Annotated in this window: 25 protein-coding genes; 12 read left to right on the top strand and 13 right to left on the bottom strand. The window is 64.8% G+C overall.

All coding sequences use genetic code 11. The features are described 5' to 3' along the window. Nucleotides 1-5: 5 nt before the first annotated feature. Nucleotides 6-473, bottom strand: coding sequence for a CoA-binding protein (locus J2W49_RS21035; RefSeq protein WP_310320813.1), 468 nt, complete (start codon nucleotides 471-473; stop codon nucleotides 6-8). Nucleotides 474-493: 20 nt separating this feature from the next. On the opposite strand from J2W49_RS21035, the gene J2W49_RS21030 reads away from it, so the two are divergent. Next, the gene (locus tag J2W49_RS21030) at nucleotides 494-718 is read left to right on the top strand and encodes a 4Fe-4S binding protein (RefSeq protein WP_310320812.1); all 225 of its coding nucleotides are present in this window, start codon (nucleotides 494-496) and stop codon (nucleotides 716-718) included. Here J2W49_RS21030 and rtcA read toward each other — a convergent pair. The 5 genes from rtcA to J2W49_RS21005 all read right to left on the bottom strand — a co-directional run bounded on the left by rtcA (nucleotide 709) and on the right by J2W49_RS21005 (nucleotide 6,987). Next, the gene (gene rtcA / locus J2W49_RS21025) at nucleotides 709-1,755 is read right to left on the bottom strand and encodes an RNA 3'-terminal phosphate cyclase (RefSeq protein WP_310320811.1); all 1,047 of its coding nucleotides are present in this window, start codon (nucleotides 1,753-1,755) and stop codon (nucleotides 709-711) included. The genes J2W49_RS21030 and rtcA overlap by 10 nt on opposite strands. Beyond that, nucleotides 1,749-2,633: a nucleotidyltransferase domain-containing protein gene (locus tag J2W49_RS21020; protein ID WP_310320810.1), complete on the bottom strand. Its 885-nt coding sequence runs from the start codon at nucleotides 2,631-2,633 to the stop codon at nucleotides 1,749-1,751. The genes rtcA and J2W49_RS21020 overlap by 7 nt, the downstream gene beginning before the upstream one ends. Nucleotides 2,634-2,698: 65 nt before the next feature. Beyond that, on the bottom strand, nucleotides 2,699-3,652 hold the full coding sequence (locus J2W49_RS21015) for a hypothetical protein (RefSeq protein ID WP_310320809.1): 954 nt from the start codon (nucleotides 3,650-3,652) through the stop codon (nucleotides 2,699-2,701). Nucleotides 3,653-3,655: 3 nt separating this feature from the next. Next, nucleotides 3,656-4,909: an RtcB family protein gene (locus J2W49_RS21010; protein ID WP_405001058.1), complete on the bottom strand. Its 1,254-nt coding sequence runs from the start codon at nucleotides 4,907-4,909 to the stop codon at nucleotides 3,656-3,658. Between the two features lie 503 nt (nucleotides 4,910-5,412). Continuing rightward, on the bottom strand, nucleotides 5,413-6,987 hold the full coding sequence (locus J2W49_RS21005; protein WP_310320808.1) for a vWA domain-containing protein: 1,575 nt from the start codon (nucleotides 6,985-6,987) through the stop codon (nucleotides 5,413-5,415). A 198-nt stretch (nucleotides 6,988-7,185) separates the two neighbouring features. On the opposite strand from J2W49_RS21005, the gene rtcR reads away from it, so the two are divergent. The 4 genes from rtcR to J2W49_RS20985 all read left to right on the top strand — a co-directional run bounded on the left by rtcR (nucleotide 7,186) and on the right by J2W49_RS20985 (nucleotide 10,790). Beyond that, nucleotides 7,186-8,802, top strand: coding sequence for an RNA repair transcriptional activator RtcR (gene rtcR / locus J2W49_RS21000; RefSeq protein ID WP_310320807.1), 1,617 nt, complete (start codon nucleotides 7,186-7,188; stop codon nucleotides 8,800-8,802). Nucleotides 8,803-8,971: 169 nt separating this feature from the next. After that, nucleotides 8,972-9,637 (top strand): NAD(P)H-dependent oxidoreductase, encoded by a 666-nt coding sequence (locus J2W49_RS20995; protein WP_310320806.1) that lies wholly within the window; start codon nucleotides 8,972-8,974, stop codon nucleotides 9,635-9,637. Between the two features lie 89 nt (nucleotides 9,638-9,726). Beyond that, a complete protein-coding gene (locus J2W49_RS20990) occupies nucleotides 9,727-10,080 on the top strand; it encodes a zinc ribbon domain-containing protein YjdM (RefSeq protein ID WP_310320805.1) in 354 nt (117 codons plus the stop codon). Nucleotides 10,081-10,088: 8 nt separating this feature from the next. Continuing rightward, a complete protein-coding gene (locus J2W49_RS20985) occupies nucleotides 10,089-10,790 on the top strand; it encodes a 3'-5' exonuclease (RefSeq protein ID WP_310320804.1) in 702 nt (233 codons plus the stop codon). A 30-nt stretch (nucleotides 10,791-10,820) separates the two neighbouring features. Here the strand turns inward: J2W49_RS20985 and J2W49_RS20980 are convergent, their stop codons facing one another. Next, nucleotides 10,821-11,462: an NAD(P)-dependent oxidoreductase gene (locus J2W49_RS20980; RefSeq protein WP_310320803.1), complete on the bottom strand. Its 642-nt coding sequence runs from the start codon at nucleotides 11,460-11,462 to the stop codon at nucleotides 10,821-10,823. A 103-nt stretch (nucleotides 11,463-11,565) separates the two neighbouring features. Here J2W49_RS20980 and J2W49_RS20975 point away from each other — a divergent pair, with 103 nt between their 5' ends. The 4 genes from J2W49_RS20975 to J2W49_RS20960 all read left to right on the top strand — a co-directional run bounded on the left by J2W49_RS20975 (nucleotide 11,566) and on the right by J2W49_RS20960 (nucleotide 15,803). After that, nucleotides 11,566-12,468: a LysR family transcriptional regulator gene (locus J2W49_RS20975; protein WP_310320802.1), complete on the top strand. Its 903-nt coding sequence runs from the start codon at nucleotides 11,566-11,568 to the stop codon at nucleotides 12,466-12,468. A 131-nt stretch (nucleotides 12,469-12,599) separates the two neighbouring features. Next, complete coding sequence (locus J2W49_RS20970) at nucleotides 12,600-13,697, top strand: 3-deoxy-7-phosphoheptulonate synthase (RefSeq protein WP_310320801.1); 1,098 nt, start codon at nucleotides 12,600-12,602, stop codon at nucleotides 13,695-13,697. 108 nt (nucleotides 13,698-13,805) lie between these two features. Further along, nucleotides 13,806-14,840, top strand: a complete 1,035-nt coding sequence (locus J2W49_RS20965) for a patatin-like phospholipase family protein (RefSeq protein WP_310320800.1) — start codon at nucleotides 13,806-13,808, stop codon at nucleotides 14,838-14,840. A gap of 159 nt (nucleotides 14,841-14,999) precedes the next feature. Beyond that, nucleotides 15,000-15,803, top strand: a complete 804-nt coding sequence (locus tag J2W49_RS20960) for an SDR family NAD(P)-dependent oxidoreductase (protein WP_310320799.1) — start codon at nucleotides 15,000-15,002, stop codon at nucleotides 15,801-15,803. Nucleotides 15,804-15,857: 54 nt separating this feature from the next. Here the strand turns inward: J2W49_RS20960 and infA are convergent, their stop codons facing one another. Next, nucleotides 15,858-16,112: a translation initiation factor IF-1 gene (infA, locus tag J2W49_RS20955; protein ID WP_056265133.1), complete on the bottom strand. Its 255-nt coding sequence runs from the start codon at nucleotides 16,110-16,112 to the stop codon at nucleotides 15,858-15,860. 27 nt (nucleotides 16,113-16,139) lie between these two features. Then, nucleotides 16,140-16,406: a hypothetical protein gene (locus J2W49_RS20950; protein ID WP_310320789.1), complete on the bottom strand. Its 267-nt coding sequence runs from the start codon at nucleotides 16,404-16,406 to the stop codon at nucleotides 16,140-16,142. Between the two features lie 645 nt (nucleotides 16,407-17,051). On the opposite strand from J2W49_RS20950, the gene J2W49_RS20945 reads away from it, so the two are divergent. Genes J2W49_RS20945 through J2W49_RS20935 form a run of 3 tightly spaced genes read left to right on the top strand, consistent with a single transcriptional unit; the run spans nucleotide 17,052 to nucleotide 19,141 of the window. Then, nucleotides 17,052-17,588, top strand: coding sequence for a hypothetical protein (locus J2W49_RS20945; RefSeq protein ID WP_310320787.1), 537 nt, complete (start codon nucleotides 17,052-17,054; stop codon nucleotides 17,586-17,588). A gap of 16 nt (nucleotides 17,589-17,604) precedes the next feature. After that, on the top strand, nucleotides 17,605-18,096 hold the full coding sequence (locus J2W49_RS20940) for a DUF421 domain-containing protein (protein ID WP_310320785.1): 492 nt from the start codon (nucleotides 17,605-17,607) through the stop codon (nucleotides 18,094-18,096). 19 nt (nucleotides 18,097-18,115) lie between these two features. Further along, nucleotides 18,116-19,141 (top strand): DNA topoisomerase IB, encoded by a 1,026-nt coding sequence (locus J2W49_RS20935; RefSeq protein ID WP_310320782.1) that lies wholly within the window; start codon nucleotides 18,116-18,118, stop codon nucleotides 19,139-19,141. A 60-nt stretch (nucleotides 19,142-19,201) separates the two neighbouring features. Here J2W49_RS20935 and J2W49_RS20930 read toward each other — a convergent pair whose 3' ends face one another. From J2W49_RS20930 to minC, 4 genes are all read right to left on the bottom strand, one after another. Beyond that, nucleotides 19,202-20,893 (bottom strand): ABC1 kinase family protein, encoded by a 1,692-nt coding sequence (locus J2W49_RS20930; RefSeq protein WP_310320781.1) that lies wholly within the window; start codon nucleotides 20,891-20,893, stop codon nucleotides 19,202-19,204. A 198-nt stretch (nucleotides 20,894-21,091) separates the two neighbouring features. Next, entirely contained in the window at nucleotides 21,092-21,352 is a 261-nt protein-coding gene (gene minE, locus J2W49_RS20925; RefSeq protein WP_310320778.1) for a cell division topological specificity factor MinE, read from the bottom strand. Between the two features lie 3 nt (nucleotides 21,353-21,355). Continuing rightward, complete coding sequence (minD, locus tag J2W49_RS20920; protein ID WP_310320776.1) at nucleotides 21,356-22,171, bottom strand: septum site-determining protein MinD; 816 nt, start codon at nucleotides 22,169-22,171, stop codon at nucleotides 21,356-21,358. A 50-nt stretch (nucleotides 22,172-22,221) separates the two neighbouring features. Continuing rightward, entirely contained in the window at nucleotides 22,222-22,992 is a 771-nt protein-coding gene (minC, locus tag J2W49_RS20915) for a septum site-determining protein MinC (RefSeq protein ID WP_310320774.1), read from the bottom strand. Nucleotides 22,993-23,003 lie beyond the last annotated feature (11 nt).

Here is a 23,003-nt window from a genome sequence, read left to right as displayed (position 1 = left end):
AGCGCTCACCCCTGCTTCGGCCGCTGAGCCGAGATGACCTTGGTGTTCACGCCCGCCCAGTTGAGGCCGCCGAACAGGCGCGCGTGTTCGATCTTCACGCAGCGGTCCCAGATGGAATCCATGCCCGCTTTGGTGGCGATGCGGTCGGCCTCTTCACTTCTCAGGCCCAACTGCTGCCACAGGCTTTTTGCGCCAATGGCCACCGCGCTCTTCGCAATGGGTGGAATCTCCCCCTCCTTGCGGAACACGTCGACCATGTCCACCGGGAACGGAATGTCCTCCAGCCGCGCATAGCTTTTTTCGCCCAGGATCTCGGGGTACTTCGGGTTCACCGGCACGATGCGGTAGCCGTGATCCTGCATGTATTTGGCGGCGAAGAAGCTCGGCCGGTGCCATTCGGCCGAAAGACCGACCACGGCGATGGTGCGGTCACGTTGAAGGATGCGGCGCAGGGTGGGAATATCGTCTTGCATGATGCCGACACAATAACGCCATGGCGAGCGAACGCAAGGCACTGCCTGTCATCGACAAGACCCGGTGCACCGGTTGCGGCTGGTGTGTGGCTGCGTGCCCGCCTCACGTGCTGTCGCTAGAGGTTGAGAAATGGAAGAAGTTTTCTCACCTGCACGACGAGGCCGGCTGCACGGGCTGCGCCAGGTGCGCGGTGAAGTGCCCGTTCGAAGCGATCACGATGGCGCGAGCAACCCTTCAAGTCTGATGCGGTGTCCAGGCCACCCGCCAGCGGTGTGCGCCTTCGCGCGTGACATCGGCCACCACCGGCAGAAAGCGCTGGATCACGTCGAGGTTGGTGCGCGTGTGCTCCGTGATCTCGCTGCAGCTGTAAGCCGCCGCCTGACCGCCCTGGTGGACTGCCAGCGCCCAGGGCAGCGCCAACTGGTCGGCCAGGTAAGGGCCGGCCGCTGCCGTGCTGTCCTGGTAGGCCTTGACCTGCCGCAGCAGCCGGCTGGCCACCTGCTCCGAACTCACCGACTTCTCACCGAAGCTGGTGAACACCTCGGTCACGTGTTCAAACGCCAGCGTCGCAATCAGCGCATTGCCTGGGCCTTCGTTCTGCCGCACGTTGGGCACACGCAACTGACCCTCGTCCCAGCCTAGGGCATCCTTGAGCAAAGACAACTCGCGCTCGGCCACGCGGCGCGGCACCGCCGCCACCAGCGACTCCGCAAACGCTTCACCCACCGCACCGCGATCCAGCAAATCGAAGGGGCGCAGACCTCCCACAGCAGGCTCGATCAGGGCCAGCATCTCACCGCCACCGGCAGGGTAGAACCCATGGCGGCGCAGCGTCACCTCCACCTTCACGCCCAGGCGCGCGAGCTGCGGCAGAAACGCCCGCTCGACGAAATGGAAGGTGGGCGCCAGCGGGTTGTGCGTGCCGCCCGAAAGCTTGAGCTGGCTCGGCGCGGGGGCCAGCATGAGCGCAGGCAGCACCGTCTGCAAAACCAGCAGGCAGCTGCCGGCCGAGCCGATGGCAAACGCGTGTTCGCCCGGGCGCAGCGCCCCCGGCTCGAACACCAGCGTCTGCGAGCCCAGTTCGGCCCCGCTCACCTGCGCTCCACTCATCGCCTGGGCCGCCAGCACGCAAGCCAGGTGCTGGCGCATCAGGCCTGGCTTGGGGCGCCTGGCGCGGATGTGCTCGATGCGCACCGGCTGGCCGGTGATCATCGAGAGCGACAGGCTGGTGCGCAGGATCTGGCCACCGCCTTCGCCGGTGGAACCGTCGATGGTCAACATGCCTGTGCCTCCTGCGCCTGTCGGTCATGCTGCAACACCGTATCGAACAGCATGGCATCCAGCGGCGCGTGACCGGCAGAGGGCACCGCCTGCACGGGCTCGGCCGCGTTGCGCGCCAGCTCGGCCTCAATGAAAGCGTGGATGCCCGGCCAGCGTGGGCTGGTCGCGGCCTCGCCGGCGCGCATCTTGACCTCCAGCAGCGCATTGATCTCGTCGATCAGCGCGGCATCGGCGGTGGCGTGCAAGGTGCGCTGCGCCAGTTCGGCGAAGCGCATGGGCGGCACGCCGGGCTGCTCGCGGATCCAGCGCGCAGCCAGCAGCGGGCGCAGCACGTACAGGTATTTCTTGTAGTGCACGGTGTCGGCCTGCAGGTGTTCGCGAAAGTTCTTCTTCGCCATCGAGGCGTAGTGGTGCCAGCCCTTGGCGTTCGAGAACACCTGCTCGGCCAGCGCACGAAAGCGGTCCATCGTCTCGGCCTCTTCGCGGTAGACGATGGGCGAACGCAGCCACTCCAGCAACGTGGGGTTGGACTCGCGCATCAGGCCCAGCGCCTTGCGCAGGTCCCAGCCGTTGATGTCCAGGGGTGTGGCCCCCACGCTCGGCACTGGCGTGTGCTCGCTGCCCCCCGAGGGGGCGCTCGCTTGCTCGGGGCGGCCCAGCGCGGCGCTCGATCCACTGATCGGCAGCTCGATCACGTCGCGCCCCGGCGCCACCGTGAGGTACCACGGCAGGCGGTTCACGTAGATGAAGCGCACGTCGTAGTCACTGTCGGGCGAGGCAAATCCCCAGCCCCGGCTGCCGGATTCGCAGGCGAACAGGATGGTGACCTCGTGCTGAGCCTCGATGGCATGCAGATGGGCCATGACCTGTTCGCGCATGGCGGGGTCTATGGGGTGGGCGGAGTGGAGGAACTCTGCTCGGCTATCTCGCAAAACTTGGATAGTCATTCCAGACTCTTTGTTTGTTCTTGGGCGGTAGGACTGTCGTTGGAACCTGATCGGCCTTGTCGCAATGACAGCCTTTCGTCGACTTCATTGAGCAGCGCTTCGTATGCAACAAGCAGCTTCCTTGCAACTTGCAACTGCTTTGCGTTTTCTGCGAGTGCCTCTGAAGAAGACAAGGGTGGGAGCTCACCGTAACCGTACGAAACTGACCGGTGTGATCGATCTTCAAGCGCGTCGTAGCGCCCATCTGGACGCTTGACCATTTTTGAAGCGAAACCAGGTCGTCGAGTGACCGTGGGAACGATCCCAAGATCAAAGTGAGGTGCAAAGGAGTGACTCGCCCTGTTCCGAAAGTCCATGGTCTTCGTTTGGTAGTCCGCGTCATTCAACGAATCTAGCTGTTCAAGCAAGACCAACGCCGAGCCCCACCCTTCGGAAAGATCCTGAATGCGCCTGCGTATTTCTCCTCGACTTTCAAAGAAGTCATATGGAGTCGGGTGACCTTTTTCGATTCGCTTGTAGACGTTCTTGTCGGTAGACAACTCGTCCCGATACCCAGGCTTATGTGTCAAGTTGGCGTGATGAAAAACCGTCGTCAGCGCCTCAAGGGATCGATCAACAAAGCCACTCGGTTGCATCATGCAAAAGAAGGCAACGTCCCCGAGAAATTCAATTCTCAGACTCCATTGATCCTGCTCGCAATAGTGAGGGAGGACTTGATTCCATGCTTGCCAAGCCCTCAGTCGGCCAAGCCACGCATTGAAGTTATTGATCAGGCAACGAAGGTCACTTTCGACTTGGTTCCAGATGAGAGGTAAACGGAATTCCGACTCCCGGGAAGCATCACATGCCGCGTATGAGTACAGCCGCAAGTCCGGCGACAGACCGTCTTCCAGTTTTTCTCTGATTTCTCCGAACTGCTTGTAAGCCAGTTTTAGGCGCGCTTGTTCCATCTCTCATCCCTTCACACACAACACCTGCTTGAGCACATACACCACCTCCACCAGGTCCTTCTGCGCTTCCATCACCGCGTCGATGTCCTTGTAGGCCATCGGGATCTCGTCGATCACGGCTTCGTCCTTGCGGCATTCCACGCCTTCGGTGGCCTTGATCTGGTCCGCGACCGTGAACATCTTCTTGGCCTTGGTGCGGCTCATCACGCGGCCCGCGCCGTGGCTGCAGCTCTCGAAGCTCTCGGGGTTTCCGAGGCCGCGCACGATGTAGCTGCGCGCGCCCATGCTCCCCGGGATGATCCCGAGCTCGCCCTTCTTCGCGCTCACCGCGCCCTTGCGCGTAACAAACACCTCTTCACCAAAGTGCGTTTCCTTCTGCACGTAGTTGTGGTGGCAGTTCACGGCTTCCACGTGCGCCTCGAAGGGTTTGGTGATGATCTGGCGCACGGTGGCGACCAGGTTTTTCATCATCACTTCGCGGTTCAGGCGCGCGAACTTCTGCGCCCAGCCCACACCGCGCACGTAGTCACCGAAGTACTGCGAACCTTCTTCGAAGTACGCCAGGTCCTGGTCGGGCAGGTGGCGGTTGTTGCGCTCTGCGTCTTTCTTCGCCAGCTCAATGAAGGTGGTGCCGATGGCATTGCCCACACCACGCGAACCCGAGTGCAGCATGAACCACACGGCGCCGCCTTCGTCGAGGCAGACCTCGATGAAGTGGTTACCGGTCCCCAGCGTTCCCAGGTGCTTGTGGTTGTTGGTGTTCTTCAGGCGCGGGTACTTCTCGCAGATGGCGTCGAACTCACCCACCAGCGTGGACCAGGCCTGGTCCACCAGGTTCGGCGGGTTTTCCCAGCTACCTTTGTCGCGGCCGCGTTGCTTGAATGGCGTCATGCCATGCGGCACCGCTTTCTCGATGGCCGAGCGCAGCGGCCCCAGGTTGTCGGGCAGGTCTTCGGCACGCAGTGTGGTCTTGCAGGCCATCATTCCGCAGCCAATATCCACCCCCACCGCGGCGGGGATGATGGCCTTGAAGGTCGAGACCACCGAACCCACGGTGGCGCCAATACCCAGGTGCACGTCGGGCATGGCCGCTATGTGTTTGAACACGATGGGCAGGCGCGCGGCGTTGGCAAGTTGCTTCTTCGCTTCGTCTTCGACGGGCACGCCCTTGGTCCACATCTTGATGGGCACGCCGCCTTCGGGTTGTTCGGTGTTGTAGTTGTTCACGTTGTTCCTCACTTCTTGATCAAAAGGCATGTCCCGTGGCGACAAGGGTTGGTGAAACGTTTTTCGTGCTCTACCAGACTGAGCTACGGCCCCCCAGATATGGAGCCGACGGGATTCGAACCCGCGACCACGAGGTTAATAGCCTGTAGTTCCACCGGCATTCGCCGCGAGACATCCAAAACAAAACAGCGCGACAAGGGGCGACAAGACATAGCCATGCCGGTTTCCCGGTTGAGGATTCGAACCCCCGGCGTACCGATGTAGTCCTGTCGGCATTCGCGCAAAAAATCATCCTTTCGACAGCCCCCGCGTGGCGACAAACAAGTGGTGAGACGAGACAGTTTGGATGTAGTCCCACCGGCATTCGCCACGCGACGACGCTTCAATTCTTTTGGTTGGTCGGTGCCGCAGGCGACCAGATTCACAAGCGCGGTCTGCGGGTTCTCCGCTGCGGGCTTGCGGGCCCGCGCGACCTGATGGTGCTGTACGCCTGTGGGCATTCGCCTGCGACACCTTCCACCTCTTCTATCAACTCACCGCTGGGCCAGCGAGACCTTCTCGATCTCGTCCACCCAGTGGTCTGCGCTGGCATTGCCATTGGCAAACTGCGCCAGCATCGTGAACACCGCGTCCGAGAAGCCACCGACATTCAGGATGTCGGTGCGCTCCACGGCCTGCGTGGTGCCACCCGGCTGGATGTCGATGCACACCAGCCGCGCCTGCGGGCAACGCTGCTTGAGCTTTTCCCACTCGACCAGCGTCTGCGTCGCGCCACCGCGCCGCGCATCGACCCACGACTCGTTGTCCGAGACGAGGACCACCAGTTCCACCTTCGCACGCTCCTTGTTCGGCAAGGCCAGCGGTGCGCTGCAGTTGGTCCCACCACCACCGATGGCGGCCAGCGCCTGGGCGTTGGTCATCACCGAGTCGCGGGGGTTCAGCGTGAGCTTCACCACATCGCGTTCGAACGGCAGCACACGGGCCTGCGGGTTCTTAGCGCAAACCGCCGCCGCCACGAGCGCTGCCACATCGATGCATCGCACCGACGAAGTGGCTCCCGCACGGTGGCCGGTCACGGGCGAACCCATGGAGCCCGACACGTCAGGACACACCACCACCTGGCCTTCGAACGCGGGCACGTTCACCAGCGCGGCTTCCATCGCGTCCTGCAGTGCCTCGCGCACCGCTGCCGGCACGTCCTCACCACAGGCCTTGAAGGCCGCCATGAGCTGGTACGGGAACACCCGCGCCTTGGCCACCGCCACCGGGTCGCGCAGCTTGGCCGCGACCGCTTCGGTCATGCCGGGCTGCTCGAACACGCCGTGCCGTGCAAAGGTGTTCAGGTTCTGACGCACCATCTGCCACGAACCGGCGCGGCCGATCTGCGCCCACTGTGCGGCCTGCAGCTCCAGCGCGGTCAGCATCTGGAACGGAACGTCCGGCACCTCGGTCGCCCGACCTTCGGCCAACTCGCGCTTGAATCGCTCGAAGGCTTGCGTGGTGGGCGGCAGCGCGGCTTCGTCGAACGGCTTTCCGATCAGCCAGGCGAACCAGGCGTCGCGCCAGGCCTCGGTGGGCTTGGGGTGCACCATCTTCACCACGTCGGCCAGCGAGGGCGTGTTGCCCACGGCGGCGTTCAGCAGCTGCTTTTCGCTCGCGTTGAGCAGCCATTGCTGCACCAGCTTCTTGGGCCGCGACCCCAGGGACTTGCGACCCAGGGCGCCGCTGCGCAGCATCTGCACGAAACCGCGCAGCGTCTTGCCGTTGTCCACCACGCGGCCGAACATCTGCGACAGCAGGGACACATCGCGCACCGCCAGCATGGAAGCCAGCAGCACGGGCATGTCCTTCATGAAGGCTGCCTGGCGGGCGTACACGGCGGTTTGCGCCACGAACGTGGGCTCCACTTGTGCAGCCAGTGCTTTCACGGCATCGAGCTGCGACTGGGCGTCGGCATAGAAGGTCTGGCTCAGGCAACCGGTGGCTGCGATCTGCGCCAGCTGGTGTTTGGGGCTCAGGGCGTAGGCGGGTGCGCCTGCCTGGTTCTGAGCCGTGGCCTGGGGCAGCAGCTGGACCTTGAGCGTTTGAAAGAGTTCGGTGTTGACCATGTGATTCTCCGTTTGCATTCAACTTGTGTGGCTTCTTCATTGCAACGGGTGTGCCAGGTCCTGGATCGACGGGAGAATTTCTTTCAGATCGTTGATTTGATTGGGTAAATTTTTCGATGTGACGTCTTGGCGTCGATGATGGTTGGTGGAAGATCCACATCAAACTAGAATCATGGCTAGCTATTTATCTCATCGGCCATGCCAAATAAAACCGTCGTCATCGGATTCCTGGGCACCCAGCTCGACAGCGGGCGCGGCGCAGGTCGCTGGGAAAAGTGGCGCCCCACGGTCTCTCTGGTGCAGCACGAAGACATGCAGGTGCACCGACTGGAGCTGCTCTACACGCGGCCGCACGAGGCGCTGGCCCAGTTGATCCGGCAAGACATCGAAACCGCCTCACCAGAAACGGCGGTGAACCTCGTGCTGCTGGCCATGGCCGACCCCTGGGACTTCGGTGAGGTCTACGGTGTGCTCTACGACTGGGTAAAACAGTACCCCTTCCAGCCAGAGAAGGAGCGCTACTGGACCCACATCACCACCGGCACGCACGTGGCGCAGATCTGCATGTTCCTGCTGACCGAGTCGAGGCTGATCCCCGGTGTGCTGCTGCAGACCTCGCCACCCAAAAAACAGACCCGCGCCAACCCGGGCAGCTATGCGCTGATCGACCTGGACCTCTCGCGCTACGACGGCCTGGCCCAGCGGTTTGACCAGGCGCAGCGGGACGCGCTTGAGTTCCTCAAGAGCGGCATTGCCACGCGCAACGCCCACTTCAACGCGCTGATCGAAGAGATCGAGCGCGTGGCCTTGCGCTCCAAGGCCCCCATCTTGCTCACCGGGCCCACGGGCGCGGGCAAGTCGCACCTGGCGCGGCGCATGTTCGAGCTGAAGAAATCGCGCCACCTGGTGAGCGGCGGTTTTGTGGAGGTGAACTGCGCCACGCTGCAGGGTGAGGGCGCGGCGTCCACCTTGTTTGGTCACAAGAAGGGCGCTTTCACTGGCGCCGCGAGCGACCGCGCCGGCCTGCTGCGCACGGCGCACGAGGGCGTGCTGTTTCTGGACGAGATTGGCGAGCTGGGCCTGGACGAACAGGCCATGCTGCTCAAGGCAGTGGAAGAAAAACGCTTCTACCCCGTGGGCAGCGACCGCGAGGTGAGCAGCGATTTCCAGCTGATCGCAGGCACCAACCGCGACCTGCGGGTGGACGTGCTGGAAGGGCGGTTTCGCGAGGACCTCTACGCGCGCATCAACCTCTGGTCGTACACGCTGCCTGGACTCGCGCAGCGACCGGAAGACATCGAGCCCAATGTGGACCATCTGGTGACGCGCTGCGCCACTGAGCTGGGCCGCGCGGTGCGCTTCAACGCAGAGGCCAAGTCGCTGTACCTGCGCTTTGCGCAGTCGCCCGAGGCCTTGTGGAGCGGCAACTTCCGCGACCTGGCCGCGAGCGTGACGCGGCTGTGCACACTGGCTGAGGGCGGGCGCATTGCAGCCCCCCTGGTGGAGGCCGAGCTGCAGCGCCTGCGCTGGTTGTGGCAGATGAACCAGGCGCCGGGCGACGTGGCCCGCCTGGCCGATGATGCGGTCGAACTCGCCGATCTGATGCCCGCGCAGACCCTGGACCAACTCGATCTGTTCGACCGGCTGCAACTCTGTGCGGTGGTGCGCGTGTGCCGTGCCTCGCGCACGCTGTCGGAGGCCGGCCGCACGCTCTTTGACCACTCGCGCACCCAGCGCACGGTCGTCAACGACGCCGACCGGCTGCGCAAGTATCTGCAGAAACATGGTCTGCGGTGGGACGACGTGTCTCGCTGATTTACCGCGCCGCGCATATACCCGATCCCGCCGAAGCGCGCTGAGCGCGCTACGCTTGGGGCCACGCCGTTCCGTTTTCTGAGCGGCAGCCGGCAGCCTTTGCTGCACTGCGGCAAGATCGCCCGTCCGCCCATGCTGTGTGGGCGCCATCCCATCGGAGAGAACACCCATGAGCGATCTGTCGCAACCCACCCACGCCCCCGTCCTGCTCGACAAGCTGCAATGGCGCTATGCCACCAAGAAAATGGACGCCACCAAGGCCGTGCCGCAAGACAAGGTGGACCGCATCATCGAGGCCGCGCGCCTGGCGCCCACCTCCAGCGGTCTGCAGCCCTTTGAGATCATCGTCGTCACCAGCAAGGCCGTGCGCGAGCAGATCCAGCCCATCGCCTGGAACCAGGCGCAGATCACCGACGGTTCGCACCTGCTGGTGTTCGCCGCCTGGGACAACTACACGCCCGAGCGCATCAACCACATGTTCGACCTGACGAACGAGAAGCGCGGTTTCATTAACGAAGGCTGGGAAAACTACCGCCAGATGCTGCTCAAGGCCTACCCGCAGCGCGACGCCGAGGTCAACTTCGAGCACGCCGCCCGCCAGGCCTACATCGGCCTGGGTGCAGCGTTGATTGCCGCCGCCTTTGAAGAAGTGGATGCCACGCCCATGGAAGGCTTCGAGCCAGCCAAACTCGACGAGATCCTGCAACTGCGAGAACGCGGCCTGCGCAGCGTGGCCATCGTGCCGTTGGGCTATCGCGCCGAAGAAGGCGACTGGCTGGTGAACCTGAAGAAGGTGCGTCGCCCGCTGGAGCAGTTCGCGACCGAGGTGAAGTGATCAGCCTGGTCTGATTTGCGTCAGGGCCGGCGTGGGGCGGTCCACTACCATCGGAGCCTTCGATCCCCTTTCCGGCTCCGACGCGCAACATGCCCCACACCACCCCCGCCTGCCCGCAATGCGGCCTTGAAAACACCTACCCCGACGGCGACAACTTCGTCTGCCCGGACTGCGCATTCGAGTGGTCGCAGGCGGCCGCGGGTGCTGAAGACGAGGCCCCTGGCGACGGCGCCGTGAAAGACGCCAACGGCAATCCGCTGGCCGACGGCGACTCGGTGATCCTGGTCAAGGACCTGAAGATCAAGGGGTCGTCCACCTTGCTCAAGAAGGGCAGCAAGATCAAGGGGATCCGGCTGGTGGATGGCAACGACGGTCACAACGTGGACTGCAAGACCGATCTGGGTCCCATGCTGCTGAAGTCGGCGTTCCTGAAAAAGGCGTGAACCCGGCCATGACCCGCATTGCCGTCATCGACTTCGAAACCACCGGCATCTCGCCCAGCATGGGCGATCGCGCCACGGAGGTGGCGATCGTGCTCACCGAGGGCGGGCGGGTGGTGGACCGTTTTCAGAGCCTGATGAACGCGGGCGTGCGCATCCCGGCCTTCATCACCCAACTCACCGGCATCACCAACGCCATGATCGCCGAGGCCCCGCCTGCCGAGGCGGTGATGGCAGACGCCGCGCGCTTCGTGGGCGACACGCCCCTGGTGGCGCACAACGCCGGCTTCGATCAGCGCTACTGGCGCGCCGAACTGGCGCGCGCCGGCGTGCCGGCGCCACACCCGTTTGCCTGCACCGTGCTGCTCTCACGCCGGCTGTACCCGGAGGTGCCCAGCCACAAGCTGGGCACGCTGGTGGACTGGTTCCAGCTGCCACGCACGGGCCGAGCACACCGGGCGCTGGCCGACGCAGAGATGGCGACGGAGTTGCTCGCACGCATCCAGCACGACCTTCGCGCAAGACACGGTGTGGCCGACCCAGATCACGGCTTCCTGATGAAGCTGCAGCGCTGCGCCAAGAAAGCCCTGTCCAAACTGCTCGGACCGGGCGCCCTGGTTCACAACGGTTCTCCATCAAGTCAGAGCGCAGTGCCCCATTCCAGAGATACCGTGGAACCGGCTTCGCCGGGCCACAGGTATCGCCCCCTTTGAGGGGGTGGCGCGTAGCGACGCGGGGGTGTTTTAGTTCGCCACGGTGAAGCGCTGCTTCACGTGTTGCGGGGTTTCCAGCTCGTCCACGATGGCCACGGCCAGATCGGCCACCGAAATCTGCCCCGGGGCGTCGCCATTCATCAGTGGTGCCTCCGTGCCCAGGCGGTACTGGCCGGTGCGCTCGCCGGGCTGCAGCATGATGGGCGGCGACAGGAAGGTCCAGTCCAGCGCGCTTTCTTCGCGAATGAAGTTCAGCGCGTCGCGGGCGGCCAGGGCACCCGCCTTCCATTCCTCGGGAAACTGCGGCGTGTCCACCAGTTGAACGCCAGGTGCCACGAACAAGCTGCCCGCCCCGCCCACCACCAGCAAGCGGCGCACGCCCGACTGGCTCACGCCGGCGTGGATGGCACGTGTGCCTTTGAGGAACTCGCTGTAGATCTCGGGGTTGCCCCAGCCCGGGTTGTAGGCGCTGACGACCGCATCCTGGCCTGCCACGGCGGCTTGCACCTGGGCGGCGTCCTGTGCATCGCCTTTCACGACGGTAAGGCCGGCCTGTGGCGCGATCTTGGCGGGGTCGCGCGCCAGCACGGTGACCTGGTGGTTGCGTTGCAGCAGTTCGGCGAGCACGGCCGATCCGACAAAGCCGGTGGCGCCGATAAGGGTGACTTTCATGGTGTTTCCTGTGTGGGTGTTGACGATAGGTTGAATGGTATGGGCTTGCAAATAGGCCCGGTAGATGGCCAAATTGGCGTTTTCTTTTAAGCTGTACTTCACAATGGACGATCTCAAACGCATGGCGGTGTTTGCCACCGTGGTGCAGCACCGCTCCATGAGCGGCGCCGCCCGTGCGCTGGGCATGAGCCCTTCGGCGGTGAGCCAGCAGGTGCGGCAGCTGGAGCGCGAAGGCGGCGTGACCCTGCTGCACCGCTCCACCCGCAAACTCGCGCTGACCGAGGCGGGCGAACGTGTGCACCTGCACTGTGCGGCCATGGTGCAAGCCGCCGCACAGGCCCGCGCCGAACTGGTGGCGACCCGGGATGCGCCCAGCGGCGTGTTGCGCATGTCCACCACGGTGGGTTTTGCGCGCCATGTGGAGCCCGCCCTGGGTGACTTGCTGGCGCGCCACCCCGCCTTGCGGCTGCGCGTGCTGGTGGACGACGCCAGCATCGACCTGATCAACGCCCGGGTGGACCTGGCGATCCGCTTCGGCTCGCTGGCCGACTCCAACTGGGCGGCGCGCCGGCTGGGTTCTTTGCAGTGGTGGTTGTGCGCCGCGCCCGGCTGGCTGGAACGGCACGGTGCGCCGGTGTTGATCGACACCCTGCCTTCGCTGCAATGGCTGGGCTTTGCCAACGACAGTGGTGCCCTTCGACTGGACATGCGCGGCCCCCATGGCGAACAGCGCGCCATGCGGCTGGAGCCGCGCATTTCCAGTAACAACCAGCTCTCGATCCAGCAGATGTGTGTGGGTGGACTGGGTGTGGCCATGCTGGGCAGCATCGACGCGCACGACGACGTGGCCGCCGGCCGGCTGGTGCGCCTGCTGCCCGAATGGCAATCACCCACACTCGACATCTGGGCCGTGACACCGCAGCGCGATGCCCAGCCTGCCAAGGTGCGCCTGGCGATTGACGCGCTGCACCGCTATCTGCGGGAGCAGCCTGGTGTGTTCGATTGAGCGGCCTGCCTGACCCGTGCAGCGTTCGTCGACCGGTGCTTCTGCAAGCGCCTGCCCTTCGCCCTAACCCTCGCCCCAGAGGGGCAAGGGAGTGAAGTCCTGAAACATTCGACTGCGACAATCGCGGCACCATGACCCAGCACGTCCATCCCACCACCGCCCTGTCCACACACGACACCACCCGCATCGATGACCTGCGCATCGGCGCGGTGCGCCCCCTGATCACGCCCGCGCTGCTGCAGGAGTGGCTGCCCGCGCCAGACGAGGCGCAGGCACTGGTGGAAAGCAGCCGCAAGGCCATCTCGCAGGTGCTGCACGGGCGCGACGACCGCCTGATCGTGGTGGTGGGGCCTTGCTCCATCCACGACCACGACCAGGCCATGGCCTACGCGCGCCTGCTCAAGACACAGGCCGACGCGCTCGCTGGCGAGCTGCTGATCGTCATGCGCGTGTACTTTGAAAAGCCACGCACCACGGTGGGCTGGAAGGGCTACATCAACGACCCGCACCTGGACGGCAGTTTCGCCATCAACGAGGGCCTGGAAATGGCTCGCCAGTTGCTGCTCGATGTGCTGGCGCTGGGCCTGCCCGTGGGCACCGAATTCCTGGATCTGTTGAGCCCGCAGTTCATCAGCGACCTGGTGAGCTGGGGCGCCATCGGCGCGCGCACCACCGAGAGCCAAAGCCACCGCCAGCTCGCCAGCGGCCTGAGCTGCCCGGTGGGCTTCAAGAACGGCACCGACGGCGGCGTCAAGGTGGCCAGCGATGCGATTCTGGCCGCGCAGGCCCCCCATGCCTTCATGGGCATGACCAAGATGGGGCAGGCCGCCATCTTTGAGACACGCGGCAACGCCGATTGCCACGTCATCCTGCGCGGCGGCAAAGCACCGAACTACAGTGCAGACGATGTGAACGCCACCTGCGCCGTGCTCAAGGCCGCCGGCCTGCGCGAGCAAGTGATGATCGACGTGTCGCACGCCAACAGCAGCAAGCAGCACCGCAGGCAGATCGAGGTAGCGACCGACGTGGCGCGGCAGATCGCCGCCGGCGACCACCGCATCACTGGGCTGATGATCGAGAGCCATCTGCACGAAGGGCGGCAGGACATCGTGCCCGGTCAGGCGCTCCTGGAGGGTGTGAGCGTGACCGACGCCTGCATCGGCTTTGATCAGACGGTGCCGGTGCTGATAGAGCTTGCCAAGGCGGTGCGCGCGCGCAGGAGAGAGTGATGCCGCTGGGAGCCTGCGCGTCGCCTTGGGCGCCTGGTGTACCGTTCCTCACATTGACCGCCGTCAAGCATGCGACCATGGCCAGTTCCATCGTTTTGAACAACCGACATGCGACTGCCCTGGCAAACGGACACCCCACCCACGCTGAACCTGGCCCTGCAAGGCGGCGGCGCCCATGGCGCGCTCACCTGGGGCGTGCTCGACGCCTTGCTGGAGGACGGGCGACTTCGATTTGATGGGGTGAGCGGCACCAGCGCCGGGGCGATGAACGCGGTGGTGATGGCCCAGGGATTGATGAGCGGCGGCAATGAAGGGGCGAGGGAGGCCCTGCGCAGCTTCTGGACCGCCGTGGCCAACAGCCTGCCCTTCGAAGGCGCCGTGCCCACGGCAGACGGCCTGGGCTTTCGGCTCGCGCCCGCCATGCGGCTAATGCTGCAGTGGACGCACTACCTGTCCCCGGAACAGCTCAACCCCTTCGACCACAACCCGCTGCGCGATGTGCTCAAGGCCCAGATCGATTTTGATCAGCTGCGCACCCGATCGCCGGTGAAGCTGTTCATCGCGGCCACCGAAGCCAACTCCGGCCAGCTGCGCCTGTTCCAGAACCCGGAAATCGGCCTGGACGCGCTGCTGGCCTCGGCCTGCCTGCCACGCCTGCACCGCAGCGTGCTGATCGACGGCCAGCCGCATTGGGACGGCGGCTACGCGGCCAACCCCGCCGTCTATCCGCTGCTGCTCGACTGCCAGGCGCGTGACACGCTGATGGTGTTGCTGACGCCGCTGACGTGGGGCGAAACACCAAAATCGGCAAAGGACATCGACCAGCGCACCATGGAACTGGCCTTCAACGCCACGTTTTTGCGCGAGATGCGCCTGATTGCCCAACTGCGATCGCGGGCCATGGATACCCCCCGGTGGCGCCGGGGAGCGCTGGAAAGCCGCCTGGCGCAAGCCAGGTTCCACGCCATCGAGCCTGGCGATGTGATGCGCGAACTGGGGTCTGAGACCAAGGCGGCGGCAGGGCAGCGCTTTTTCGAGATGCTGTTCACCCTTGGTCGGGAACACGGACAGCGCTGGCTGCTGGAACATTTTTCCGACGTGGGTGAACGCAGTTCGGCCGATCTGAAGCTTTTGTTTGGCTGAGCAACCCTTCGCCGCTGCGAGCAAGGGCGTCGTCCAGCCGACGCGCGGCGGTGTCAAATCCGACAGGCTCTGTACGCTAAAGGATTTCCCGATGGATAAAGTCGTGGATTTGAGGCGTACTTCAGGTGCGACACACACCACACCACACAGGAGCAACTCATGTCGGCATTCAACCTCAAGGGACGAACGGCATTGGTCACGGGCGGCGCTCGCGGCCTGGGCGCGGCCATGGCTCAGGGCCTGGTGCAGGCGGGGGCCTCGGTGATGATCGGCGATGTGCGGGTGGATGAAGGCCGGCAGATCGCGCGCGAACTCGGGGCGGTCGGGGGCAAAGTGGCGTTCATCGAGCTGGACGTGACCGATGAGGCCCAGTGGCTCGTGGCCGCTGACGCCATGCTGGGCGAGTTCGGGGGGTTTGACATCCTGATCAACAACGCCGGCATCGAAGAAACCGCCTTGCTGGTCGACCTGGACACCGACGCCTTGCACCGCATGCTGGACGTGAACATCGTGGGCACCGCCCTGGGCCTCAAGCATGCGTTTCGTGTGATGCGCCCGGGGGGCGAAGCCGGTAAAGGGGGCGTGGTGGTGAACATCGCCTCCGTAGCGGCCACCATCGCGTTTCCCGCGATTGCCGGTTACTCGGCCACCAAATCGGCGGTGGACCGCCTTACGCGCGTGGCGGCCATGGAGTCGGGCAAGCTGGGCTATGGGGTGCGGGTGAACGCCATCTATCCGGGCCTGGTGCCCACCGACATGGGCATGAAGCTCGCCAGCGACGTGGTGGCGGCCGGCCTGTTTGCCTCACCCGAGGCAGCGGTGGCAGCCATCGTCGATCAGACGCCGCTGGGGCGCCTGGGCACGGCGGAAGAAATGGCCGATGCCGTGGCCTTCCTGTGTTCGGACGCGGCCAGGTTCATCACCGGCGTGGGCTTGCCGGTGGATGGGGGCATGGGTATGTGAGGCCCCCGGGGAGCGTGGCCGGGCGAGCGCCCGGGCCTGCTCAACCGTCCAGGTTCAACGCGGCTTGCGCGGCACCATCGGGCCGCGGCCTTCGATGTGGCGGAAGTTGATGCGTCCCTTGGTGAGGTCGTAGGGCGAGAGTTCCAGAGAAACCCGGTCACCCGCCAGGATGCGGATGTGGTTCTTCTTCATCTTGCCAGCCGAATAGGCGATCAACTGGTGCCCATTGTCCAGCGTCACGCGAAACCGCGTGTCTGGCAGCACTTCGTTGACGATGCCCATCATGTCAATCAGTTCTTCTTTGGCCATGGTGATTTCCTTTTCCTGAAGTATCGGTCAGTTCGGTCGCACCGACTGTCGTGCGGTGTCGTGCACCCAGTCAATGCCTTGCGCAATGGCGTAGTCGGCCGCCGCGTCGTGTGTGGGAAATGCGCTGTCAAAGCGCATGAGGCGGGCAGTGGATGCGCTGCCGCTGCCGCTGGCGATGGACACCTGTGCGGCAAACAATCCGCCCGGCAGTAGACGGGGGCAGGCCGCGATGCGGTACTTGCCCAGGGTGAGTGGCGAGAGTCTCGTCGTTGTAATCGTTGTCGTATGAATCATCAAAAAGCACTGAAGGGCTGGGTTCGCAGCAACCGCCACAAAACCGCATACGCCCACAAAAAACACATTGGCAGCCCCTGGCGCCGGGGTGCCCTACTGAATCATCTGGATTTGACAGGGTGTTGACACACCCCGCCAGAACCAGCGCTCGAGCCTCGGCAGGGGCATCGGCAACAGGAGGGAGGTATTGCCACGGCGCCGGGCTTGCAAGGGCACGGGGCTGGCATGGCTCGCCATGGAGGGGCTTGACTGGCAAACCCTCTGCCGGGGTTCATGCATCAGGCCAGCAAGGCCCGACGCGGCCAGTCGCTCAAGGCGAACCAGCTAATGTAACACCGATGCGAAAAACGTGCCAGCATCCATGCGCCGTGCTCAGAGCGACCCATCAACGGACTGCAGGCAGCGGGCAGGCATGGTGCAAACTTTGCCGCCCGAATTTCCGACGGTTTGCCACTGACGAAGGCCCGTTCTCGAGCACAACCGCCGGTCGGCATTCGGTTTTCCCGGCTTTCGCCACCTCCTGGCATGCAGATTGCCCCTCTCGGGCCTGCGTCTGGTGACGCGCCAGGAGGTCCGCATGTTGAGTGAAGCACCCTGTCTGCGCCGTCTTGTCCCCTTGCCTCGCCCTGCCACCGGCCCTCGCGTATGAGCAGTCGTCCCTCTCGCTCCCCGGAGCCCGATGGCCCCCCTGTTTTCCGGCGCGCGGTGCGTGTGGGGTGGCTGGAAGCCATTGGTGTTCCGGTTCTGGCTTTGTTGCCCGTCCTGGCGCTCTTCGATCAGTTGGGGCCTTCCACGGCACGTGCCACGGCCACCAGCGAGACCGGTCCCGGCCGGGTTGAGCTGTCGGTCGAACACCCTCGGACGGTTCGACACCGGGGGCAGACCGAGCTGGTGGTGGGTGTGCACAACGCAGGCACACAGGTGCTTGAAGGCCTCAGGATCGGCATCGACGAGACCTACCTCGGCCGCTTCGCGCGGGTGGACATGCTGCCATCGGCGCAGTCCGACGCGTCCGGCCATGTCGAGGTGGCGCTGCCCCCACTGCGTGCAGGCGAACGAACCACGGTGCGGATGCGACTGGAGGCCGGGAGCTGGGGCGGGTTCGGCGGCACCGTGCAAGTGGCGGATGCTGAACGCATCGTGCTGGTGGGGCTGGACATCTCCACCTGGGTGCTGCCCTGAAGGCGAAGGCTGGCACATGGACACCGTGCTTCGCATCGCTGTCATCTATCTGTTTGTGCTGGTGGGGCTGCGGGTCCTCGGCAAGCGCGAGTTCGGTCAGCTGTCGCCGCTCGAACTGGTGTCCCTGCTGATGATTCCCGAGATCGTGGCACAGGCCGCCGTGGGCAGCGACTATTCCCTGACCACCGCGCTCACCGCAGCGGCCACCCTGTTTGTGCTGGTTTTTGTCACGTCGATGCTGGCGCAGCGGTTTGAGGTTTTTGAAACCCTGGTCTCGGGCAGGCCGACCGTGCTGGTGCACAACGGCCGGTTCATTGAAGCCGCTATGAACCACACCCGGGTGACGCCTGCGGAAGTCTTCAGCGAAATGCACAAGGCGGGCATGGAGGTGCTCTCGGAAGTGAAATGGGCCATCCTGGAACCCGACGGCAGCATCGCGGTGATTGCACATGACCCGCCTTCGGACAAACCGGGCCATCCACCGCCAGAGAAGAAGCTCGCTTTGTGAGCTGCTCCGCTGCCCTGCCTTGAAAACGCCGAAGCTCGTCTATGTCCATGCCGACCAGCGCGGCTGGCGCCGTGTGCGGCGTGGACGTGGTTTTTCGTATGTGACCCCCTCAGGAGCCCCGGTGCGCGACGCGAACGCGCTGCAGCGCATACGCCAACTGGCCATACCGCCGGCCTACACCGACGTCTGGATCTGCCCAAACGCGCACGGCCACCTGCAAGCCACCGGCCGGGACGCGCGCGGGCGCAAACAGTACCGCTACCACCCGGCGTGGCAGGCGCAACAGGACCAGCACAAGTTCGATCGCATGCACGACTTCGGCAAAGCCCTGTCGCGCATCCGGCGGGCGGTGGCGCGACACCTGCGCGGCGGCGAGCTGGGCATGGACACCGTGGTGGCCACCATCGTGCGCCTGCTGGACCGCACTGCCATGCGCGTGGGCAACGAGGCCTACATGGCCGACAACGGTTCGTTCGGCCTGACCACCTTGCGCAACCGGCACGTGCATGCGAGGGCGGGCGAGTTACTGATCGCGTTCCGGGGCAAGAGCGGCATTGAGCAGAAGGCGCGGCTAAAAGACCCGCAGGCCGCTCGCATCGTGCGGCGTTGCCAGGAACTGCCGGGGCAACACCTGTTCCAGTACATCGATGAAACCGGCCAGCGCCACGCCGTGCGTTCCACCCATGTGAACACCTACCTTCGTCGGGTCAGCGGGCACGACTTCACCGCCAAGGATTTCCGCACCTGGAACGCCAGCGTGCAGGCCCTGGAACTGCTGATGGACCTGTGTCCGCAGCCACCCGCCGACCCCCGTGGGGCCAAGGCTCACTGGAATGAGGTGGTGCGCCAGGTGGCGCGACAGATCGGCAACACGCAGACCGTGTGCCGCAAGTTCTATATCCATCCGGCGGTGCAGCAATGCCTGGAGAAGGGCGCGGCCGACTGGCCCGCGCCCGCTCGCACGCCTCCTTTGCATGGGCTGCGCAATGCCGAACGCGCCCTGCTCAGGCTGCTGGGACGGCCAGGGAGAGGCCAAGCTTCGTGAGGCCTGTGGCAGCGGCTGCCCGATGCGGCGGCCGCGCAGCGTCACCAGGGAAGGTTCGGCTCAGACGTCGCGCCCGCGGCTGCTGCGCCAGATGGCCCGAATCAGCCACAGTCCGCACACCACGGCACCGGCGAAGCCCAGAAAGCCGAACGCCGGCAGGCCAAACAAGGTGGGGCCGCCTTGCACCGTCATGACGATGGACGAGCCGATCACCAGCGAAGCGACGACCAGGGCCATGGCGAGCCGGTTGGCTGCGCGGTCGATCTGGTCGCCCACGCGCTTGAGGTGGGCGAGTTCGATGCCCACCTGCACCTTGCCCCGGCGGGCGTTGCGCAACAGCCGCGACACGTCATGCGGCAACTGTTCGGCCACCGCCAGGGTGCGCCGCAGGGTGTGCCAGGCGCGGGTGGCCATGGCTTTCGGTTCGTAGCGGGCCTTCACCACTTGCTTGAGCAGGGGCAGGGCTTCGGTGGTCATGTGAAAGCCCGGGTCCAGGTTGCGGCCCATGCCTTCGAGCGTGATGAAGGCCTTGATGAGCAGTGCCATGTCGCTCGGCAAACCCAGATGGTGTTCGCGCAGCAGGGCGGTCACGTCGGCCAGCATCTGGCCCAGGTTCAGCTGCGCCAGGGGAATGCCGTGGTATTGGTCCACAAAGGCTTCGATCTCGGTTTCCAGCAAGGCCAGTTGCACGACGTGGTCGTCGCCGGTCCAGTCCAGCAGCACGTCAGCCACGGTCTGGGCGTTGCGCTCGACCAGGCCCAGCAACAAGGCAAGCAGTTCCTCGCGGCGGCGATGCGACAGGCGCCCGATCATGCCGAAGTCGATGAAGGCGATGCGGTTGTCGGGCAGGTAGAACACGTTGCCCGGGTGGGGATCGGCATGGAAGAGGCCGTCTTCCACAATCATCTTGAGTACGGCCTGACTGCCCCTGCTCGCCAGCAGCTGGCGGTTCAGGCCCTCGGATTCCAGGCGATGGAGGTCGTGGCCCGGCACACCGTCGATGTAGTCCTGCACATTGACCCGCTCACTGGTGTGCGCCCAGTGCACGCGCGGCACCACGATCCACGGCTGATCAACGAAATTGGCGGCCACGCGTTCGGCGTTCCGGCATTCGCTGGCCAGATCAAGTTCTGCCTTGAGCGAGCGCGCCAGTTCGCGCACCAGTTGCCGGGGCCGGTAGGGCTTGAGGTAGGGCAGCTCGGTTTCGGCCACCGTGGCCATGCGCCCCAGCAGGCGCAGGTCGGCTTCAATGATGGTGGCGATGCCCGGGCGACGGATCTTCACGATCACTTCGGTGCCGTCGTGGAGCTGCGCGCGGTGGACCTGTGCGATGGACGCCGCGGCCAGCGGCTCCGGATCGAAGCGGACAAACACGGTTTCGGGATCGCCACCCAGGTCTTCGGCCAGCTGCGGGCGCAGCGTTTCCAGCGGCACGGCAGGCACATGGCTGTGCAACTTCTCGAACTCGGCGATCCATTCGGGCCCGAACAGATCGGCCCGGCCCGCCAGCACCTGACCGAGTTTCACGAAGGCCGGGCCCAGCTCTTCCAGCGCCAGGCGCACTTGCACCGGTGGTTCCAGCCGGGCGAGATCGGCGGCGTGTTCCCAATGCAGCACATGTCCGGCTTTTTCCAGGCTGTCGGCAAGACCCAGCCGGCGCACACTGTCGCCAAACCCGTGGCGAATGAGCACCCCCAGGATGGCGTTGAGACGCCCCATGTCGCGGGCAGCGCCCAGGGTTTCGATCAGCATGAGTGGATGATATGACCCCCCGCCGCGCTGCGCGCGTCCCCCCTTGAAAAGGGGGGCGACACCTTGGACCGGCGGAGCCGGATCTTCGGTGTCCCTGGAAGGGCTTCCCCTCTGGCGCAGGGAATGGACGCCTTCACCGCTTTGGTGGCAGCACCACAGTCGGGCATTGGCCTTTACCCAACCCTCGCGCTGAAGCGGCTACTTCCGATCGGGCAGCTCGATCTTCACTTCCAGCACGTCCAGGTTGTCCTGGCGGTCGAGCTGAACCTTGATGTCGTCCGGGTTGATCTTGATGTACTTGCCGATCACGGCGACCAGTTCGCGTTGCAGCGCGGGCAGGTAGTCGGGCTCGGAGGCGTTGCGGCCGCTGCGCTCGTGCGCCAGGATGATCTGAAGGCGCTCTTTGGCAACGCTGGCGGTCTTCTTTTTTTCACCCAGAAAGAAGGAGAGAAACGACATGTCTTACTTTCCTCCGAACAGGCGCTTGAAGAAGCCGGACTTTTCGGCCTCGATGAAGCGCAAGGGCTTCTCGGCGCCCAGAAAACGGTCGATCACATCGCTGTAGGCCTCGGCCACATCGGTGCCCTTGAGGTGGATGGCCGGCATGCCCTGGTTGGACGCGGTGAGCACGTTTTCGCTTTCGGGGATCACGCCGATCAGGGGAATGCGCAGGATGTCCTGGATGTCTTCGAGCGAGAGCATCTGCCCTTCGGCCACGCGGCCGGGGTTGTAGCGCGTGATCAGCAGGTGTTCCTTGATCGGGTCCTTGCCGTCGATGGCGCGCTGCGTCTTGCTGCCCAGCATGCCCAGGATACGGTCGGAGTCGCGCACGCTGGAGACCTCGGGGTTGGTCACGATGAGCGCTTCGTCGGCGTAGTGCATGGCCATGAGCGCGCCCGTCTCGATGCCGGCGGGCGAGTCGCAGACGATGTATTCAAAGCCCATTTCGGACAGGTCGGTCAGCACCTTGTGCACACCTTCCTGGCTCAGCGCGTCCTTGTCGCGGGTCTGGCTGGCGGCCAACACGAACAGGTTGTCGCACTGTTTGTCCTTGATGAGCGCCTGGTTCAGGTTGGCTTCGCCCTGGATCACGTTGATCAGGTCGTAGACCACGCGCCGCTCACAACCCATGATGAGATCGAGGTTGCGCAGGCCGACATCGAAGTCGATCACGGCGGTTTTGTGGCCACGCAGGGCAAGGCCGGAAGCGAAGCTGGCGCTGGTGGTGGTCTTGCCCACACCGCCTTTGCCGGAAGTGACGACAACGATTTTGGTCATGGTGAAAGGTCTTTCTGGATCAGGATGGGTAAGCGGCGGGGCAGGTGGCCTCACAGCGACATGGGGTCGATCACAAGCTTGTCGCCTTCGGGGCCTGGCACCAGGCGGACCTGGGCGGCCTTGCCCTGGATGCTCTGCGGCAGCGGGACCTCGCTGGTGCGGTAGATGCCGGCGATCGAGATGAGTTCGGGTGCCATGGACAGCGCAAAGATGCGCGCGTCGCCATTGCCGCGGGCACCGGCGATGGCCTTGCCGCGCAGCGGCGCGTACACGTGGATGTGGCCGTCGGCGATGACCTCGGCACCGGGGTTGACCATGGCCATGACGACCAGATCGCGCCCGCGGGCGTAAACCTGCTGGCCGGAGCGCAAGGGCTTGTCGATCACCAGCGCGCCGGGGGCAGGCTGCGGCTGGGCCGCGGGTTCTGCCACCGGCTGCGGAGCAATGGGTTCGGGTGACTGAGCCGGTGCGGCGCGCTGCAGGGTGGCGTCAGGGGCGGGTGTGAGACCGGCGTCCACCGCCTGGGCCATCTGGGTATCGTCGCCGCCGCGCACCGCGATCGGGTTGAGCCGGTAACTGCGCAACAAGGCCAGCAGGGCGGCGAAGTCGGTGCCGGCACCGGGTTCGGCCTGCTGGAGCGGGCCGAGGTCGATCACCATGGGGTCGTGATCGAAAAAATCAGGCATGTCGCCGAAGCGCTGGGCGAATTCGGCACTGAGCCGGGTCAGATCGGCGGATTTGAGCAGCAATGCCACCAGGGGCAGATTGGCGCTCTTGATCTCGAAGCTGGTGGGCGCGTTGGCAGCGAGGGCAACGGACATGAGGCAAGGGG

Source organism: Hydrogenophaga palleronii (assembly GCF_031457455.1).
GTDB lineage: Bacteria > Pseudomonadota > Gammaproteobacteria > Burkholderiales > Burkholderiaceae_C > Hydrogenophaga > Hydrogenophaga palleronii_A.
This window is presented reverse-complemented; position numbering and strand designations above follow the sequence as displayed.

Coding starts and splice junctions, on each gene's coding strand:
- rtcR (WP_310320807.1), top strand. CDS start 7,186: ATGCCAAATAAAACCGTCGTCATCGGATTCCTGGGCACCCAGCTCGAC.
- J2W49_RS20970 (WP_310320801.1), top strand. CDS start 12,600: ATGACCCAGCACGTCCATCCCACCACCGCCCTGTCCACACACGACACC.
- J2W49_RS21035 (WP_310320813.1), bottom strand. CDS start 473: ATGCAAGACGATATTCCCACCCTGCGCCGCATCCTTCAACGTGACCGC.
- J2W49_RS20975 (WP_310320802.1), top strand. CDS start 11,566: ATGGACGATCTCAAACGCATGGCGGTGTTTGCCACCGTGGTGCAGCAC.
- J2W49_RS21005 (WP_310320808.1), bottom strand. CDS start 6,987: ATGGTCAACACCGAACTCTTTCAAACGCTCAAGGTCCAGCTGCTGCCC.
- J2W49_RS20985 (WP_310320804.1), top strand. CDS start 10,089: ATGACCCGCATTGCCGTCATCGACTTCGAAACCACCGGCATCTCGCCC.
- minC (WP_310320774.1), bottom strand. CDS start 22,992: ATGTCCGTTGCCCTCGCTGCCAACGCGCCCACCAGCTTCGAGATCAAG.
- J2W49_RS20950 (WP_310320789.1), bottom strand. CDS start 16,406: ATGATTCATACGACAACGATTACAACGACGAGACTCTCGCCACTCACC.
- J2W49_RS20995 (WP_310320806.1), top strand. CDS start 8,972: ATGAGCGATCTGTCGCAACCCACCCACGCCCCCGTCCTGCTCGACAAG.
- J2W49_RS20960 (WP_310320799.1), top strand. CDS start 15,000: ATGTCGGCATTCAACCTCAAGGGACGAACGGCATTGGTCACGGGCGGC.
- J2W49_RS20945 (WP_310320787.1), top strand. CDS start 17,052: ATGAGCAGTCGTCCCTCTCGCTCCCCGGAGCCCGATGGCCCCCCTGTT.
- J2W49_RS21020 (WP_310320810.1), bottom strand. CDS start 2,633: ATGCGCGAACAGGTCATGGCCCATCTGCATGCCATCGAGGCTCAGCAC.
- J2W49_RS21030 (WP_310320812.1), top strand. CDS start 494: ATGGCGAGCGAACGCAAGGCACTGCCTGTCATCGACAAGACCCGGTGC.
- J2W49_RS20980 (WP_310320803.1), bottom strand. CDS start 11,462: ATGAAAGTCACCCTTATCGGCGCCACCGGCTTTGTCGGATCGGCCGTG.
- J2W49_RS21015 (WP_310320809.1), bottom strand. CDS start 3,652: ATGGAACAAGCGCGCCTAAAACTGGCTTACAAGCAGTTCGGAGAAATC.
- J2W49_RS20930 (WP_310320781.1), bottom strand. CDS start 20,893: ATGCTGATCGAAACCCTGGGCGCTGCCCGCGACATGGGGCGTCTCAAC.
- minD (WP_310320776.1), bottom strand. CDS start 22,171: ATGACCAAAATCGTTGTCGTCACTTCCGGCAAAGGCGGTGTGGGCAAG.
- J2W49_RS20965 (WP_310320800.1), top strand. CDS start 13,806: ATGCGACTGCCCTGGCAAACGGACACCCCACCCACGCTGAACCTGGCC.
- rtcA (WP_310320811.1), bottom strand. CDS start 1,755: ATGTTGACCATCGACGGTTCCACCGGCGAAGGCGGTGGCCAGATCCTG.
- J2W49_RS20940 (WP_310320785.1), top strand. CDS start 17,605: ATGGACACCGTGCTTCGCATCGCTGTCATCTATCTGTTTGTGCTGGTG.
- J2W49_RS20990 (WP_310320805.1), top strand. CDS start 9,727: ATGCCCCACACCACCCCCGCCTGCCCGCAATGCGGCCTTGAAAACACC.
- J2W49_RS21010 (WP_405001058.1), bottom strand. CDS start 4,909: ATGCCTTTTGATCAAGAAGTGAGGAACAACGTGAACAACTACAACACC.
- infA (WP_056265133.1), bottom strand. CDS start 16,112: ATGGCCAAAGAAGAACTGATTGACATGATGGGCATCGTCAACGAAGTG.
- minE (WP_310320778.1), bottom strand. CDS start 21,352: ATGTCGTTTCTCTCCTTCTTTCTGGGTGAAAAAAAGAAGACCGCCAGC.